The sequence below is a fragment of the Amycolatopsis panacis genome (genome assembly GCF_003600245.1).
Lineage (GTDB): Bacteria > Actinomycetota > Actinomycetes > Mycobacteriales > Pseudonocardiaceae > Amycolatopsis > Amycolatopsis sulphurea.
Genome location: NZ_QZFV01000061.1, coordinates 89,483 through 105,334, shown reverse-complemented (window position 1 = coordinate 105,334; position 15,852 = coordinate 89,483). Strand labels below are relative to the sequence as shown.

Sequence of the window (15,852 nt, the reverse complement as noted above, 5' to 3'; positions counted from 1 at the left end):
TCTGGCCTAGACGCACTCCTGCAACGGGTAGGAGCGGGCAAGGTCTTGAACCACGAAAGTGGAGGCTTCTGCCGCGTCCGGATGACGGCATACCACCGTCCGTGGCGTACGGGTCCGTCATTGGACACGACAAGGGGACACGCCCGGGGTTCGCTTCACCTGTTTTCCCTTTCGGCAGCTCAGCGCCCCGGACACGCCCGGCCGCGATTCGGACCGCCTTGATGGTGGCGAGATCCGCGCCCGACTGGTAATGATGCGCACCGGCCCGGGTTTGTCGCGCCGGTCGCCACGTCGAGGTATTCCTCTGTTTCCGCCGCGCGCACAAGTGACCGCTTTCGCGACGGTCACCACGTCCACAGTGGGTAGCCAGACCAGAACGGGAAGGGTTCCCATGTGTCCACTGTGGATCCCCAGGCCGATCCGCGGGATGGGCATGTGGTCACTGCGCACCACCCGGCCCTCCCGCTGAGGCTTCAGTGTTTCCCGTGCTCCGGCGGGGCCTCCCGGACCACCTCGGCGATCAGCGCCGGGTCCTCCAGCAGCGGCGGCGGGGGCGGTGGGGTGTCCGTGCCGGACTGCGGCGCCGGGGCCGGGCCTGCGGGTCGTCACGGCGCCGCGACGAACAGGAACGTCGACCGACCCTCCTCGGCGCAGGCCGCGGCCAGCGCGGTCGGATCGGCGACGTCGATCAGCGGCATGCCCATCCGGGCCAGCCCGACGCGGTGCAGCGGCGCGAACGCGGCCGGATCCAGCGGCGGCTTCGCGTCGCCGATGTCCCCGGCGTCCAAGGCGATCTCGTGCCGATGCATCCAGCGGATCGCGTCCAGGCTCGTGCCCGGGATGCGCCGGTCGCCGCTGTGCGCATAGTCCCAGCCGCCGCGCTCCAACGTCGCCCGCACCCAGCAGGAGGTCAGCTACCTCGACGCCGCCATCGGCGCCCCAGGGCTGTGAAGGGAACCTTCACAGCCTCAGCGTCCAGGGTTCCGGCAAAGTCGGTGTAGAGGTCCGTGAAGGGACCCTTCACGGACTCTGAGTCTGTGAAGGGTCCCTTCACAGACCCGAAACCGGTCCGGCGCACGCCACGAGGTGGTCGCACACACCTCCGCATCGCCCACTGCCGGGTCCCCGACCAACTTTGCCGACACCCTGGCCTTGGAGTCCGTGAAGGTTCCCTTCACAGCCTCTGCGCACCGGATCCCGGCTCAGCCCGGTGAAAGCTCCGCGGCCGAGTCACGGCCCGCAGCGCTGCTGCGCCGCAGGAAGTCCGCGATCACGGCCAGCTCGGCATCGGTGTACCGGGCGCACAGCTCGTCCATCCGGCCGTTCATCCCGGCGAAGACGCCGAACAGCTCGGCGTTGCGCTCGCGCACCGCGCGTACGGTGACCGCGCGGCGGTCGGCGGATTCGGGATCGCGTTCGCGGACGATCCAGCCGCCCTTCTGCAGCCGGTCCAGTACACCGGTCAGGGTGGCGGGGTGCAGGCCGGTGGCCCGCGCCAGTTCGGCCGGGGCGAGCGGGCCGTGCCGGTTGACCAGGTCCAGACAGGTCCAGTCCGCCTCGCGCACCGCCACCCGGCCGCCGAACCGGCGATTGAGCAGGGCCAGCTGAAGATTGAGGTCCCGGAAGGCGTCCTTGACCGTACCGGTCAGCCGACGGCGGCGGCGGGCCGCGGCTCGGTCGGGTACTGGGCTCATCCGGCGCTGCTTTCTCTGCGGATTCCCCAGCGTAGCCGAACCCGGCCCCCGAGCACCTCACCGCGTCGTATGAAAATCAGATCATATGGATTCCATACGACTTGGCGTACAGTCGACGCCATGACCTCAGCCAGTTATCGCCGGATGACCAATACCGTCAACAAAGTGATCGTCGGCTTGCAGCGCAGCGGGATCGCGTTCGGGCCGATGCAGTTGCTCACCGTCGCCGGGCGGCGCACCGGGCAACCCCGCACCTTCCCGATCGCGGTCAACGAACTCGACGGCGGGCGCTACATCTTCCAGGCCTTCCCGAAAGCCGCGTGGGTGGCCAACGCACGCGCCGCGGACACCGTCACCCTGACCCGGGGACGCAGATCCACCACCGCCCGGCTGGTCGAGCTTCCCGTCGAGGACCGCGGTCCGGTGCTGCGCCGGCTGGTGGCCACGAGCCCGGCCAGCGTCGGCAAACGCTTCGTGACCACCGGGCTCGCGGAAGCGGCGACGCCGGACGCGGTGGCCGCGGCAGCGAGCCGGATCGCGGTGTTCCGCGTCGAACCGGCCTGAACCCCGGGCATTCACCGCCTCACCGCCGAACCGCGCCCACTCGCCGCGCAGGACGAGGGCGGCCACGTCGTGTACGTGCGTTCGCTGACCAAGAGCGTCTCCCCCGCGCTCCGCGTCGCCGCCCTGGTCGCCCGTGGCCCGGTGCGGGACCGGCTGCTCGCCGACACCCAGGCCGAATCGATGTACGTCAGCCCGTTCCTGCAGGCGGTCGCGCTCGACGTGGTCACGCAGCCGGCCTGGCGGACCTACCTCCGTCGCCTGCGTCAGCACTTGCGCAACCGGCGGGATCTGCTCCTCACCAGCCTCGCCGGGCACACGCCTTCGGCACACGTCGAATCCGTCCCGGCAGGCGGCCTGAACCTCTGGGCGCGGCTGCCGGACACCACCGATCTGGCGCAGGTGGTCCGCGGCTGCGAAGCGGCGGGCGTGCTCATCGGCCCCGGCGACGACTGTTCCCCGCCGAGCCCACCGGCCGGTTCGTCCGGCTCACCCACGCCGGCCCGAACCCCGAAGCCTTCCCGGATGCGGCGCGCGTGCTCGAAGACGCGATCCGTCAGTCGTCGTAAGGGTCGTCGGCCGCGGAGCGGTAGTCCCAGTCGGAGGCGAGGCTGGGGTCGATGATCGCGAACCGCGTGTCGAGCGGATCCGAGAGCACCGCGACCTTGCCGAGTGTCGACGCGTAGGGGCGGAATCGCAGCCGAGCCCCCGCGGCACGGGCGCGGTGCAGCGTTTCGTCGAAGCCGAGATCCGGGTCGACCGCGAAGTGCGCGATCCAGCGGGGCGGCACGTCGGCCGGGGTGCCGGCGGCCATCCGGACCCGGCCGAGCACCGAATCGCCGCCCGCGGTGTAAACCATGTAGTCGACCGTGTTCCCGTCGCCGAACTGGCGCTGGTGGTAGCCGAACAGCCCGGCGTAGAAACGATCGGCCTGATGCGCCCGATGGGTGACGAACTCCAGCCACACCAGCGCACCGGGCACCCCCGCCGTGAACGCCCAATCCGGCGCGGGTTCGAGCAGGCCCACCGTCGCCCCGCCCGGATCGTCGACCAGCGCCTTCGCCCCGACCCCGGGCACCACGTGCGCCCACGACTCCAGCAACGCCCCGCCCAGACGGTCCACCCTTCCGGCAGCGTCGGACAGCGCACCGGTGGCCAGATACGGCGTCCAGTCCCGGACCACGCCCGGCTGCGGCCGGAACCCGGCGACCGGCTCGTCCCCGAGCATCGCGAGCGCGTACGGCTGACCCGACTGATCCTGGCACCACTGGTACTCCCAGCCCAGCACGTGGTGGTAGAACTCCGCGCTACGGCCGGGATCCCCGGTGGCCAGCTCCACCCAGCACGGACTGCCCGGCACCGGACCGGACTGCTCAGCACGCATCTCGCCACCGGCCGGGTGGCCACGCCTCGGGACTGTCACGGGGGCATCCTAGTGGGCTGGCGGCCGACGATCGCGCGAATTCGCGAAGCCCCGCCGAAACCACGGCTGTGAAGGGACCCTTCACGGTCCGAGAGTCCGTGAAGGGTCCCTTCACAGCCTTTGGCCGGTGCCGGATCAGCCGCGATGCCGATAGAACGGCTCCGTGATCGGCGCGAGCGGCGTGTTGCCCAGGATCAAGTCCGCAGCCTTCTCCGCGGTCATCATCACCGGCGCGTAGATGTTGCCGTTCGGGATGTAGGGCATCACCGACGCGTCGACCACGCGCAGCCCCTCTGTGCCGTGCACCCGCATCGAGCCCGGGTCGACCACGGACATCGCGTCCGAGCCCATTTTCGCCGTGCACGAGGGGTGCAGGGCGGTCTCCGCGTCCTTGGCGACCCAGTCGAGGATCTGCTCGTCGGTGGCCACCTCGGGGCCGGGCGAGATCTCGCCGTCGTTGAACGGGTTCATCGCGGGCTGGTTGAGGATCTTGCGCGCCACCCGCACTGCCTCGACCCATTCGCGGCGGTCGTTCTCGGTGGACAGGTAGTTGAACCGCAGCGCCGGGTGCTTGCGTGGATCGGTCGAGGTGATCTTCACGCTGCCGCGCGTGTCGGCGTACATCGGTCCTACGTGGACCTGGTAGCCGTGCCCGCCCGCAGGTACCGAGCCGTCGTAGCGGATCGCCACCGGCAGGAAGTGGAACATCAGGTTCGGGTACGCGACCTCATCGTTGCTGCGGACGAAACCGCCGCCCTCGAAGTGGTTCGTGGCCGCCGGACCGGAACGCAGGAACAGCCACTGCGCGCCGATCTGCGGGCGCTTCCACTTCGCCAGCGAAGGCTGCATCGACACCGGCTGCTTGCACGCGTACTGGATGTAGACCTCCAGGTGGTCCTGCAGGTTCTCCCCCACACCCGGCAGATCGTGCACCACGTCCACACCGAGCCGCTCCAGTTCGGCGGCGTTGCCGATGCCGGACAGCTGCAGCAGCTGCGGCGTGTTGATCGCGCCGCCGCACAGGATGATCTCCTTGCCGTACACCTCACTGGGCGCCGACCGGCCCTGCGCGTACTCCACGCCGATCGCCCGCTTGCCCTCGAACAGGATCTGCGAAACGAACGCATGCGTCTTGACCGTCAGATTCGGCCGGTGCATCACCGGATGCAGGTAGGCACGGGCCGCGGACAGCCGCCGTCCTTTTCGGACATTGCGGTCGAACGCCGCGAAGCCCTCCTGCCGGTAGCCGTTGACGTCGTCGGTACGCGGGTAGCCCGCCTGCTCGGCGGCGTTGAAGAACGCCTGGAACAACGGGTTCGTCGCCGGGCCGCGCTCCAGCTCCAGCGGGCCGCTGTGGCCGCGCCACTTGCCGTCCGGGGCGTCGGCGAGGCAGTTCTCCATCCGCCGGAAGTAGGGCAGGCAGTGCGCGTAGTCCCATGTGGACATTCCGTCGTCACCGGCCCAGCGCTCGTAGTCCATCGGGTTGCCGCGCTGGAAGATCATCCCGTTGATGCTGCTGGACCCGCCGAGCACCTTGCCCCGCGCGTGATAGACGCGGCGGCGGTGCATGTGCGGCTCCGGCTCGCTGCGGTAACCCCAGTCGTAGAACCTGCTGCCGATCGGGAAGGTCAGCGCGGCGGGCATGTGGATGAACACGTCCCACTTGGCGTCGCTGCGGCCCGCCTCCAGCACGAGCACCTTGTTCCGCGGATCCGCGGACAGCCGGTTGGCCAGCGCGCACCCCGCCGAACCCCCGCCGACGATGACGAAATCGTAATTCTCGTTGCTCACGAGCGTTTCTCCTCGGTGGTCTTCGCGGACGGGGTCAGCCGGCGAACCAGCGCTGCGGCGCCGGGTCGATGTTGTGGTAGATGTGCTTGCTTTCCCGGTATTCGTCCAAACCGGACGGTCCCAGCTCACGGCCGACCCCGGACTTGCCGAACCCGCCCCATTCCGCCTGCGGCAGGTACGGGTGGTAGTCGTTGATCCACACGGTGCCGTGCCGCAATGCCCCGGCCACCCGCTGCGCCCGGCCCGCGTCGGCCGTCCAAACCGCGCCGGCGAGGCCGTACTCGGTGTCGTTGGCGAGTTCGATCGCCTCTGCCTCGGTGCGGAAGGTCTCCACCGTCACCACCGGGCCGAACACCTCCTCGCGGACCACTGCCATGTCCCGGGTGCAACGGTCGAACACCGTGGGCCGCAAGAAGAATCCCTTGCTCAGCTCCGGTTCCGGCGGCCGTCCTCCGCCGGCCCGCAGCACCGCACCGTCCTCAAGCGCACCGGCGATGTAACGCTCCACCTTCGCCCGATGCGGCTCGGACACCAGCGGCCCGCACTCGGTGTCCGGGTCGAGCCCGCTGCCGAGCCGGACTCGGTCCGCGCGCGCGGCAAGCTCGGTGACGAACCGGTCGTGCAGGCCCTCCTGCACGATCAGCCGGGCGCCCGCGGAACAGACCTGTCCGGAGTGGACGAACGCGGCGGCCAGCGCGTAGTCCACCGCCGTGGCGAAGTCCGCGTCCTCGAAGACCACGTTCGGGTTCTTGCCGCCGAGTTCCAGCGCGACCCGCCGCACCCCGCGCGCGGCCGCGGCCATGATCTTCTCGCCGGTGGCGAACCCGCCGGTGAACGAGATCAGATCCACCCCCGGGTGCCCAGTCAGCATCGCGCCGACGTCACCGGGGCCGAGCACCAGGTTCACCACCCCGGCCGGGACCCCGGCCTCTTCCAGCAGCCGCATCAGCCGAATGGTGGACAGCGGGGTGACCTCGCTCGGCTTGAGCACCATGGTGTTGCCCGCGGCCAGCGCCGGCGCGATCTTCCAGCAGATCTGCAGCAGCGGGTAGTTCCACGGCGCGATCAGCGCGCAGACGCCGACCGGCTCGTGCACGATCCGGCTCACCGCGGAGGCACTGCCGGTGTCCACCACCCGGCCCGCGTCCGCCGCGATCGCCGCCGCGTAGTAGCGGAAGACCGCCACCACGTCGTCCACGTCGATGCCGCCCTCGGTCAGCGTCTTGCCGGTGTCGAGGCTTTCCACCCTGGCCAGCTCGTCCCGGTCGCGCTGCAGCAGGTCCGCGATCCGGTGCAGCAGCGCGGCGCGGTCACCGGCGCCGGTGGCCCGCCAGCCGGGGTCGCCGAACGCCCGCCGCGCGGCAGTGACGGCGGCATCCACGTCGTCCTGCCCGGCGAGCGCCACATGCTGCAGCACGGAGGCGTCGAAGGGGTTGAGCACTTCGGTGCTGCCGCGGCTGCCCGCGCTCCACACCCCGTCGAGGAAAAGGTCGGTCATCGGCTCCACCAGCTGGTTCGTCGCGCAGCACAGGCCCGGCGACAGTAGGCCCGAAACAGTAAGTACGTTTGTACATTAAAGTATGTACAGCTGTCCACGCGGGCCCGGTAGGATCACGCCCGGCAGAAAGGAACCCCCGCGATGACCTCCGGCACTTCCCGGGCCCGGCGCGGCCCGAACGACCCGGACCGGCGCGCACGCATCGCCCGGGCGGCGATCGAGGTGGTCGGCGAGCGCGGGATCGACGGCCTGACGCACCGCGCCGTGGCCGCCACCGCCGGCGTCCCGCTCGGCTCGACGACCTACCACTTCTCGACCCTGGACGATCTGCTGGCAGTGGCACTGGAACAGGCCGCCGCGGCCAACGTCGAACGCCTCCAAACCTGGGCCGCGTCCCTCTCTCCGGACGAGGATTTCGCGGTGGCGCTGGCGAACCTGGTGATGAGCTACCTTCGCGACGAGCAAAGCAGCACCGTGGTCGAGTACGACCTCTACGTGGCCGCCCTGCACCGCCCACGCCTCCGCCCGGCGAGCGCGGCGTGGGACGAGGCGCTGGTGGACCTCTTCGGCTCCTGGACCGACCCGCTCACCGGGCGGATGCTGGCCGGGCTTTTCTGCGGGCTGCTGATCCAGACCGCACTCGCCGACCCCGCACCGTCGGCCGACGAAGTCGAGGCGTTGTTCCGGCGCGCCGTCCACGGCCCCGCCCGGGTCCGAAAGCTGTGAAGGGAACGTTCACGGACGCAGAGTCCAGGGTGTCGGCAAAGTCGGTGTGGAGGTCCGTGAAGGGTCCCTTCACAGACTCAGAGTCCGTGAAGGGTCCCTTCACAGACTCCCGCGCCTCGGGGACCCGCGGCCCGGGATCCGGCGGCGCGGGAAGTCGTGGGCGCACCCGTAGTTCGACCCGCTGATATATCAGTCGTAACTCACCTGTATCCACTACGCGGAGAAGTGGCACCGCCGTTGGTTTTCAGTGCGCTAGAATGATCGGGTGACCAAGGCACCCGTCGCCGATCCGGACTCGCGGCCGCGCTCGCTGGCCGACCGCGCCTACCGGGAGATCCAGGACCAGCTGATCATGCTCGACATCCCGCCGATGGCGCCGATCGAGGACAGTGCGCTGTCCGAGCAGATCGGCATCGGCCGCACGCCGGTGCGCGAAGCGTTGAAGCGGCTGGAGCTGGACCGGCTGGTGATCTCGTATCCGCGGCGCGGCACGTTCGCCACCGCGGTGGACATCACCGATCTCGCTTATATCTCCGAAATCCGCGTCCAGCTTGAACCAATCGCCGCGCGCCGGGCCGCGGTCAGTGCCACCGGGCAGGTCCGGCTCGACCTGGCCACCCTCGCCGACCGGATCGAGGACGGCGACGTGCGCGCGATGGGCCGCCGCGAGCTGATGGAATGGGACCTGCAGGTGCACCGCGCGATGTACCGGGCGTCGGGCAACCCGCATCTGGAGGACAGCCTGGTCCGCTACCACAACCTCGCGACCCGGATCTTCTGCCTGTTCCTGGAGCGGATGGTGCATTTCGACCGCCACATCGGCGAGCACGTCGGCCTGCTCCGCGCGATCGCGGACGGGGAGGCCGAGGAATCCGCGCGGCTGGCGCTGGCACACGTGACCGGATTCGAGAAGGCGGTCCGGGCGATCATCTGACACCCCACCACCGACGCCCCCTCCGCCCCAGCCGCGCCCCAGGCTGTGAAGGGACCCTTCACAGCCTCAGCGTCCGTGAAGGGTCCCTTCACAGCTTTAGCACCACAAACCCAAGCTCAGCCCGCGGCCCGATACTCCTGGGCCGCATCGAGAACCCACTCGACGAAGTACCCCGCGAAAGACGGCCGTACGAACACCCGCAGGTCCTCATCACCCAGCGCGAGCAACAGCACACCGGTCCGCCCGACAGTGGTCTGCGCGGCCGAACCCGCCGGGAAGGCCGACGGCCGCAGGTCCAGTGCGCAGCCGAAGGTCAGCAGATCCCGGGCAAGCGGGCCGCGCAGCCGCAGCGTGGTTCGCTGCGCGGAGACGTCGACCGCGGCGCCGTCGTAGGCGGACACGATCCAGCGCAGTTCGCTTTCCAGCTCGTCGGGCCTGCCGTCCTCGGCGGTGACCAGCCATTCGTCAGGACTCAGCCATATGAGCTGACCATCTGATGTATGTGTCCAGGTGTTCGGAGTCAAGGGCAGCGCCGTGCCGAGCGCCCGGCCGAGCGCGTCCCCGCCCGGGCCGGGTGCTTCGAGCCGGACGTCCACGGCGGCCGCGGGAGGTTCCGGCGTGACCGTCAGGCCGAGCCCGGCGCGGGACAGCTCGTCCAGCGCCGCCGCCCAGGCCGACAGGGGATGTGCCGGGTACAGGACTTCAGCCATCGCGGCGGGCTCCTTCCGGGTCCACGAGCACGGTCGCGCCGATCTCCGCCTCGACCAGCACGCCGTCCACCGGGACGTGCACGAGGTCGCCGACGCGGGCGTGACCGTTCTTCACCAGCGCGAGCGCGAACGGCCGGGCGAGCGCGGCGCTGTGATAGCTGGAAGTGACGTGCCCGAGCATCGGCACCGGCGGCGCGGGCAGCCGGCCGTCGTCGCAGCGCTCGACGATCTGCGAGCCTTCGGGCAGCCGCGTGCGCCGGTCGGTCGGCAGCAGGGAGACGAACTGCTTGCGCAGCGGATTCCGGTTCTCCGCCCGGGAGAACGACCTCTTGCCGAGGAAGTCTTCCTTCTTCTTCGACACCACCCAGCTCATCCCGAGATCCTGCGGGGTGACCGTGCCATCGGTGTCCTGCCCGATGATCGGGTAGCCCTTCTCCGCACGCAGCACGTGCATCGCCTCCGTACCGTACGGCGTGATGCCGTATGGCTCCCCCGCAGCCATCAGCCGCTCCCACAACGCCGGCGCGTACCAGCCGCTCACATTGACTTCCCACGCCAGCTCGCCGGAGAAGGAGATGCGCGCGAGCCGCACCTGGACGCCGTCGAGCGTGGTGTCCCGCCAGGACATGAGGGGGAACTCCTCCTTCGACACGTCCACATCGGGAAACACCGTGCCGATGACGTCCCGCGCGCGCGGGCCGACGACCGGGAAGACCGCCCACTGCTCGGTCACCGACGCGAGGTACACGCGCAGGTCCGGCCATTCGGTCTGCAGCCAGTCCTCCATCCAATCGAGCACGTGGGCCGCGTTGCCGGTCGTGGTGGTGACGAGGAACCGGTTCTCCGCCAGGCGCAGCACAGTGCCGTCGTCGAACACCATGCCGTCGTTGTGGCACATCACGCCGTACCGCACCCGGCCGACCTTCAGCGTGCTCATCATGTTCGTGTACATGCGGTCTAGGAACACGCCCGAGTCAGGACCCTGTACGTCGATCTTGCCGAGCGTCGAACCATCGAGGATGCCGACACCGTCACGTACGGCCGCGCACTCGCGTAGGACCGCGGCGTCCATGTCTTCGCCGGGAAGCGGGTAGTAGCGAGCGCGCTTCCACTGCCCCACGTCCTCGAACACCGCGCCCCGCGCGACGTGCCAGGCGTGCAGCGCTGTAACCCGCACCGGGTCGTACAGCGCGCCGCGCTCACGACCAGCTAAGGCCGCGAAGGCGACCGGGGTGTACGGCGGGCGGAAAGTCGTCGTACCCAGCTCGGCGATGTCGGTACCGAGCAGCTCCGCCGTTATGCCCGACGCGAGCACGCCGGAGGTCTTGCCCTGGTCGTGCGCGGTGCCAATGGTCGTGTAGCGCTTGACGTGCTCCACCGACCGCATACCGGCCCCGACAGCACGCGCCAGCTCTGCGACGGTGGCGTCGCGCTGAATGTCCACGAACTGCTGCGTCTGGTCCCCTTCGGTCCGCCACAGCACCTTCGTCGGCGTACGCGCTGGTTCCGACGCTGCTGCCGGGGCTTCGTCTCCCGCGCCGTCACGCAGGACGTCGGCGAGGTCGAAAGTACCGTCAGCAGCGCCGATCACGGTGATTCCGGGAAGCGTCCCAGAAGGCCGGAACGAACCGAGCGCGGGATCATAGCGGAGCGCGCCCTTGATGTGGCTGAACAAATGCGCTGCGGGGTTCCAGCCGCCGGAGACGAGCAACAGATCCGCGGGGATCCGGAGATCACCGTCCGGAGTGCGCGCGAGCACCTCGGCAATCCGTTCAGCGCCTTCGGTGCCGGTGACGACCGTGGAAGGACGTACGGTGATCCCCTTGGCGACGCAGCTGGCTTCCCGTTCCTGCGGAGTACGGTCACGCGCATCGAGCACGGTCACTGCGGCCCCAGCGTCCGCGAGGTCGCAGGCGGCGACGTACGCGGCGTCGTCGGTGGTGAAGACCACCACCTCACGCCCGGCGAGCACGCCGTATCGGTGCAGGAAGTCCCGGGCGGCCGAAGCGAGCATGATGCCCGGACGGTCGTTGTCGTTGAACACCACCGGCCGCTCGATCGCCCCGGTCGCGAGAACCACCTTCAGCGCGCGGATCCGGTGTACGCGCTGACGTGTGCGTTGTGCGGGTGCTGCGGTGCCCAGGTGGTCCGTACGGCGCTCGAGCGCGAGTACGAAGCCATCGTCATAGTGGCCGAACGCTGTGGTCCGCGGCAGGTACTGCACCTGCGGATTCGCCACCAACTCGGCGACGACGTCCGCGATGAACTCGCGCGACGGCCGTCCGTCGATGACCTCCGTGCCGGTGAGCGTGCCCCCGGGCTCGACGCGGTCGTCGAGAAGCACCACGCTCTCCCCCGCGCGCGCCGCACCGCGGGCCGCGAGCAGACCCGCCGGGCCTGCACCAACCACGAGCGTGTCGGTATGCACGTGCTTCCGGTCGTACCGCGCAGGGTCGGGGGCGTCGGCCAGCCGGCCATGACCGTCCACTCCGGACGCAACCAGGCCATCGGTCAGATCGACCACGGAGGCCTGCAGCATCGGCTCAGGGAAAGGCTTTTCGATCTGCACCAGCCCGGTCGGGTCTTCGGTCCAGGCCGCCCCGATACCGCGTGGGCGGCCCAGCTTCACGCTGGTGCCGACCAAGTGCACACCGTTCGCCAACAATGCGGACGCCAAGGTGTCACCAGGATGACCAGTGTAGGTGCAGCCGTCGAAAGTGAACGTGAGCGTCCGGTCCCGGTCAACTCGACCGTACCCCGCGACGCGGCTCATGCCGACACCTCCTCGTCGCGGCGCAGGACGGCTGGTTCGGGGTCGCTGGGGCGGAAGGTCGCCAGGAACTCGTACGTGCGGGTATCGCGCACCGCGTTGAACCACTTGCGGCAACCGGCCGCGTGACTCCAGCGCTCGGTGAACGGCCCCTTCGGGTTGTCACGGTAGAACACGAACTCCGCCCATTCCCGATCCGACAGCTCGGCCGGCTTTTCCGGGTACGCGACGCTGGCTTGGCCGCCGTAGTGGAACTCGACCTCTTCGCGGGGGCCGCACCACGGACAATCGATCAGCTGCATGGTTGTCCTCGCTGGGGTCAGTGGGCGACACCGGCCGCGCCGTGCTCGTCCACAAGCGCGCCGGTCTCGAAGCGGTCAAGGGCGAATGGAGCGACGTACGGGTGGGTCGTGCCGTGCGCGATGGTGTGCGCGTAGCACCAGCCGATGCCGGGCGTGGCCTTGAACCCGCCTGTGCCCCAACCCGAGTTGAGGAACACGTTCTCGTACGGCGTGTGCCCGACGATCGGACTCGCGTCGGGCGTGACGTCCACGATCCCGGCCCAGGACCGCAGAAGGTGCGCGCGAGCGAACACCGGAAACAGCTCGACTGCGGCGGCCATCTGCCGCTCAATGATGTGGAAGGCGCCACGCTGACCGTAACCGTTGTACGTGTCGATACCCGCGCCCATCACCAGCTCGCCCTTGTGCGCCTGCGACACGTACACGTGCACAGCGTTCGACATGACGATTGTCGGATGTACCGGCTGCAACAGCTCGGACACCAGCGCCTGCAACGGATGCGACTGCAGCGGCGTACGCACGCCCAGCATCTCCAACAGCACCGACGTGTGCCCCGCGGCGCACAACGCGACCGTACCCGCGCCGATGTCGCCACGGCTCGTGCGTACGCCGGTCACCCGGTCACCGTCCACAGTGAACCCGGTGACCTCGCAGTCCTGGATCAGGTCGATGCCCGCCTCGTCGGCGCGGCGCGCGAACCCCCAGGCCACGTAGTCGTGCTTCGCGATCCCCGCGCGCGGCTGGTAGGTCGCGCCCTGCACCGGGTAGCGGATGTCGTCGGAGATGTTGAGGATCGGGCAGATTTCCTTGACCTGCTCGGGCGTCACCCACTCGGCGTCGATCCCGTTGAGCTTGTTGGCCTCCGCCCGGCGGACCGAGTCCCGCACCTCCTGTTCGGTGTGTGCCAGGCTGAGCACGCCGCGCTGGGAGAACAGGATCGGGTAGCCGAGGTCCTCCTCCAGCCCTTCCCACAGCTTCAGCGAATGCTCGTAGATCGCCGCCGATTCGTCCCACAGGTAGTTCGAGCGGATCAGCGTGGTGTTACGCGCCATGTTGCCGCCCGCGAGCCAGCCCTTCTCCAGCACCGCCACGTTCGTGATGCCGTGGTTCTTCGCGAGGTAGTGCGCGGTGGCCAGGCCGTGCCCGCCGCCGCCGACGATCACCACGTCGTAGGTCTTCTTCGGTTCGGGGTTGCGCCACAGGAAGTCCGGGTGGTCCGGCAGCTGCGTGGTCATCCGGCCACCCCCGGGTAGAGTGGGTGCCGCTGGGCCAGCACCGCGACGCGCGCGGCGAGTTTGTCCAGCTCGCCCTCGTCCGCGGACGGGCGCAGCGCCAGCGCGATCACGTCGGCGACCTCCTCGAAATCCTCCGCGGTGAACCCGCGCGCGGCCAGCGCCGGCGTGCCGATCCGGATGCCGGAGGGCACCATCGGCGGCCGCGGATCGAACGGAACGGCATTGCGGTTGACCGTGATTCCCACCCGGTGCAACCGATCCTCGGCCTGCTTACCATCCAAAGTAGACTCCCGTAGATCGACGAGCACCAGGTGCACGTCGGTGCCGCCGGAGACCAGCCCGACTTGTTCTTCCCGCAGCAGCCGGTCGGCGAGGATCTGAGCGCCGGCCAGGGTGCGCTCTTGGCGCTCGCGGAACTCCGGCTCGCCGGCGAGCTTGAACGCCACCGCTTTGGCCGCGATCACGTGTTCCAGCGGCCCGCCCTGCAGCCCCGGGAAGACCGCCGAGTTCAGCTTCTTGCCCAGCTCCGCCCGCGCGAGCACGACCCCGCCACGCGGCCCGCCGAGAGTCTTGTGCGTGGTGGAGGTGACCACATCCGCGTACGGCACCGGGGATTCGTGCAGACCCGCCGCGACGAGACCGGCAAAGTGCGCCATGTCCACCATCAGGAAGGCCCCGACCTCGTCCGCGATCCGCCGGAAGTGCCCGAAGTCCAGCTGCCGCGGATACGCCGACCACCCCGCGATGATCAGCTTCGGCCGGTGCTCCCACGCGAGCCGCTCGACCTCGGCCATGTCGATCAGGTGGTCGCTTTCCCTTACGTGGTAAGCCACCGGCGTGAAATACCGGCCGGAGAAGGTCCGCCGCATCCCGTGCGTCAGGTGCCCGCCGTGCGCCAGATCCAGCCCGCGGAAGGCGTCCCCCGGCTCCAGCAACGCAGCCAGCGCCGCCGCGTTCGCCTGCGCCCCCGAATGAGGCTGAACGTTCGCATACTCCGCCCCGAACAACGCCTTCGCCCGCTCGATCGCCAGCCGCTCGGCCTCGTCGACGTGCGCGCAGCCGCCGTAATATCGGCGACCCGGATACCCCTCGGCATACTTGTTGGTCAGCACCGATCCCTGCGCCTGCAACACACTCAGCGGCGCGAAGTTCTCACTCGCGATCATCTCCAGCGTCCCGCGCTGCCGAGCCAGCTCCCGCCCGAGCACCGCGTGCACCTCCGGATCCGCGACCGCCAGCGGCACCCCGAGCCCCGCCCCCGGCCCCGGCCCCGCGACGGCGAGGTCCGGGCGGTCCGGGCGGCCAACCGGTGCGGACATGAGGCCCCACCTTTCGTATACCGTGCTTCGCCGGACTGATATATCAGTTGGATTCGAGGCTAGAGGGTGGGTGCGGCGGAGTCAACCAGGGTGGGGAGGTCTGGTTCTGGGGCAACCGGGCGAGCGAGCGGCTCGGGACCACCTCACGGGCTGGGTTCTGGTCGAAGATGCCGGACACAGCCCAGACCGGCCCCGCGACCGCCCGATTCGACGAGAGCCCGACAGGCAAATCCGTGCGCAGCAAAAGTTCAAACTTTCACTGGGTTCAGGCAGACCACTTGCCGCCGAGGCGAACTAGCCGCTACCCTCCTCGACGAGGATTCTCCACACCCGCGGAGGTCAACCGTTCCATTGGGTACAGCAGACGTCTTCCCTGCCCAGCAGGGAGCTTGAACCGCCTGAAAGAAGAGTGGCGAAGTCGCTCGCATATAAAGCGAGCGACCCCCGTTGCAGCGGGGGCCGCTCTTCTTCCCGACCTCACGAGGAGAGGAAGTACACCTATGGTAACGAGCCCCGCCAACCCTCCGCAGCAGGACCACCCACCGGCGTTCATGTCCGCCCGAACGCTGCTCATTGCGATCTCCGCCGCCGTGATCAGCGCGGTTCCGTCCATAGGGGTCGCGGTACTCGCATGGGTGGCCGCATCCGCTGCGCTGTCACCAATGAAGGCGATGGCCACCGCGGTCACCACGGGCGTGGGCGCCTTCGTCCTGCTGGTCATGATGACCGGTCAGTTCCTTCACCGACTGACCGAGTGATCAGTTCGCGCCCGGCCACCCGGCCGGGCGCCTTCAGCAATCACACTATGAGTGGGACATGTAGCGACTTTTTGGTCTGATGCGGTTCTTTCCAGCAAGTCCGATGGTGTCATCTCAACTTCGAAGGGGGT

General features: G+C 69.3%; 15 protein-coding genes. 5 read left to right on the top strand and 10 right to left on the bottom strand.

The features are described 5' to 3' along the window. Positions 1-605 precede the first annotated feature (605 nt). Both D5S19_RS05495 and D5S19_RS05490 read right to left on the bottom strand, forming a co-directional pair. Positions 606-899 carry a hypothetical protein gene (locus D5S19_RS05495; RefSeq protein ID WP_120022224.1) on the bottom strand — a complete coding sequence of 98 codons (294 nt, stop codon included), beginning with the start codon at positions 897-899 and terminating at the stop codon, positions 606-608. Between the two features lie 303 nt (positions 900-1,202). After that, positions 1,203-1,694, bottom strand: coding sequence for a MarR family transcriptional regulator (locus D5S19_RS05490; protein ID WP_120022223.1), 492 nt, complete (start codon positions 1,692-1,694; stop codon positions 1,203-1,205). Between the two features lie 120 nt (positions 1,695-1,814). On the opposite strand from D5S19_RS05490, the gene D5S19_RS05485 reads away from it, so the two are divergent. Together D5S19_RS05485 and D5S19_RS05480 are read left to right on the top strand one after the other, a co-directional pair. After that, positions 1,815-2,258 carry a nitroreductase family deazaflavin-dependent oxidoreductase gene (locus D5S19_RS05485; RefSeq protein ID WP_233573732.1) on the top strand — a complete coding sequence of 148 codons (444 nt, stop codon included), beginning with the start codon at positions 1,815-1,817 and terminating at the stop codon, positions 2,256-2,258. Positions 2,259-2,327: 69 nt separating this feature from the next. Beyond that, positions 2,328-2,879, top strand: coding sequence for an aminotransferase-like domain-containing protein (locus D5S19_RS05480; protein ID WP_199730361.1), 552 nt, complete (start codon positions 2,328-2,330; stop codon positions 2,877-2,879). Here the strand turns inward: D5S19_RS05480 and D5S19_RS05475 are convergent. The 3 genes from D5S19_RS05475 to D5S19_RS05465 all read right to left on the bottom strand — a co-directional run bounded on the left by D5S19_RS05475 (position 2,812) and on the right by D5S19_RS05465 (position 6,967). Further along, positions 2,812-3,678 carry a VOC family protein gene (locus D5S19_RS05475; protein WP_147397343.1) on the bottom strand — a complete coding sequence of 289 codons (867 nt, stop codon included), beginning with the start codon at positions 3,676-3,678 and terminating at the stop codon, positions 2,812-2,814. The genes D5S19_RS05480 and D5S19_RS05475 overlap by 68 nt on opposite strands. 135 nt (positions 3,679-3,813) lie before the next feature. Next, positions 3,814-5,469 carry a choline dehydrogenase gene (betA, locus tag D5S19_RS05470; protein WP_120022220.1) on the bottom strand — a complete coding sequence of 552 codons (1,656 nt, stop codon included), beginning with the start codon at positions 5,467-5,469 and terminating at the stop codon, positions 3,814-3,816. 34 nt (positions 5,470-5,503) lie between these two features. Next, the gene (locus D5S19_RS05465) at positions 5,504-6,967 is read right to left on the bottom strand and encodes an aldehyde dehydrogenase family protein (RefSeq protein ID WP_120022254.1); all 1,464 of its coding nucleotides are present in this window, start codon (positions 6,965-6,967) and stop codon (positions 5,504-5,506) included. 141 nt (positions 6,968-7,108) lie between these two features. Between D5S19_RS05465 and D5S19_RS05460 the strand changes: the two genes are divergently transcribed. Together D5S19_RS05460 and D5S19_RS05455 are read left to right on the top strand one after the other, a co-directional pair. Further along, positions 7,109-7,693: a TetR/AcrR family transcriptional regulator gene (locus D5S19_RS05460; protein WP_120022219.1), complete on the top strand. Its 585-nt coding sequence runs from the start codon at positions 7,109-7,111 to the stop codon at positions 7,691-7,693. A 265-nt stretch (positions 7,694-7,958) separates the two neighbouring features. Next, positions 7,959-8,627, top strand: a complete 669-nt coding sequence (locus D5S19_RS05455) for a GntR family transcriptional regulator (protein ID WP_120022218.1) — start codon at positions 7,959-7,961, stop codon at positions 8,625-8,627. Positions 8,628-8,743: 116 nt separating this feature from the next. Here the strand turns inward: D5S19_RS05455 and D5S19_RS05450 are convergent, their stop codons facing one another. From D5S19_RS05450 to D5S19_RS05430, 5 genes are read right to left on the bottom strand one after another with little or no spacing between them, the layout of a single operon-like run. Next, positions 8,744-9,337 (bottom strand): sarcosine oxidase subunit gamma, encoded by a 594-nt coding sequence (locus D5S19_RS05450; protein ID WP_120022217.1) that lies wholly within the window; start codon positions 9,335-9,337, stop codon positions 8,744-8,746. Continuing rightward, entirely contained in the window at positions 9,330-12,110 is a 2,781-nt protein-coding gene (locus tag D5S19_RS05445) for a 2Fe-2S iron-sulfur cluster-binding protein (RefSeq protein ID WP_120022216.1), read from the bottom strand. The genes D5S19_RS05450 and D5S19_RS05445 overlap by 8 nt, the downstream gene beginning before the upstream one ends. Beyond that, positions 12,107-12,409, bottom strand: a complete 303-nt coding sequence (locus D5S19_RS05440) for a sarcosine oxidase subunit delta (protein WP_120022215.1) — start codon at positions 12,407-12,409, stop codon at positions 12,107-12,109. Before D5S19_RS05440 ends, D5S19_RS05445 begins: the two co-directional genes overlap by 4 nt. Positions 12,410-12,426: 17 nt before the next feature. Then, complete coding sequence (locus D5S19_RS05435) at positions 12,427-13,644, bottom strand: sarcosine oxidase subunit beta family protein (protein WP_120022214.1); 1,218 nt, start codon at positions 13,642-13,644, stop codon at positions 12,427-12,429. Beyond that, entirely contained in the window at positions 13,641-14,963 is a 1,323-nt protein-coding gene (locus D5S19_RS05430) for a serine hydroxymethyltransferase (protein WP_120022213.1), read from the bottom strand. The genes D5S19_RS05435 and D5S19_RS05430 overlap by 4 nt, the downstream gene beginning before the upstream one ends. A 551-nt stretch (positions 14,964-15,514) precedes the next feature. On the opposite strand from D5S19_RS05430, the gene D5S19_RS05425 reads away from it, so the two are divergent. Further along, complete coding sequence (locus D5S19_RS05425) at positions 15,515-15,721, top strand: hypothetical protein (RefSeq protein WP_158605497.1); 207 nt, start codon at positions 15,515-15,517, stop codon at positions 15,719-15,721. Positions 15,722-15,852: the final 131 nt, after the last annotated feature.

Bases quoted from the DNA above. Each gene is read 5' to 3' on its own strand.
- D5S19_RS05440 (WP_120022215.1), bottom strand. From the start codon at position 12,409: ATGCAGCTGATCGATTGTCCGTGGTGCGGCCCCCGCGAAGAGGTCGAG.
- D5S19_RS05430 (WP_120022213.1), bottom strand. From the start codon at position 14,963: ATGTCCGCACCGGTTGGCCGCCCGGACCGCCCGGACCTCGCCGTCGCG.
- D5S19_RS05485 (WP_233573732.1), top strand. From the start codon at position 1,815: ATGACCTCAGCCAGTTATCGCCGGATGACCAATACCGTCAACAAAGTG.
- D5S19_RS05460 (WP_120022219.1), top strand. From the start codon at position 7,109: ATGACCTCCGGCACTTCCCGGGCCCGGCGCGGCCCGAACGACCCGGAC.
- D5S19_RS05435 (WP_120022214.1), bottom strand. From the start codon at position 13,644: ATGACCACGCAGCTGCCGGACCACCCGGACTTCCTGTGGCGCAACCCC.
- D5S19_RS05445 (WP_120022216.1), bottom strand. From the start codon at position 12,110: ATGAGCCGCGTCGCGGGGTACGGTCGAGTTGACCGGGACCGGACGCTC.
- D5S19_RS05465 (WP_120022254.1), bottom strand. From the start codon at position 6,967: ATGACCGACCTTTTCCTCGACGGGGTGTGGAGCGCGGGCAGCCGCGGC.
- D5S19_RS05425 (WP_158605497.1), top strand. From the start codon at position 15,515: ATGTCCGCCCGAACGCTGCTCATTGCGATCTCCGCCGCCGTGATCAGC.
- D5S19_RS05450 (WP_120022217.1), bottom strand. From the start codon at position 9,337: ATGGCTGAAGTCCTGTACCCGGCACATCCCCTGTCGGCCTGGGCGGCG.
- D5S19_RS05490 (WP_120022223.1), bottom strand. From the start codon at position 1,694: ATGAGCCCAGTACCCGACCGAGCCGCGGCCCGCCGCCGCCGTCGGCTG.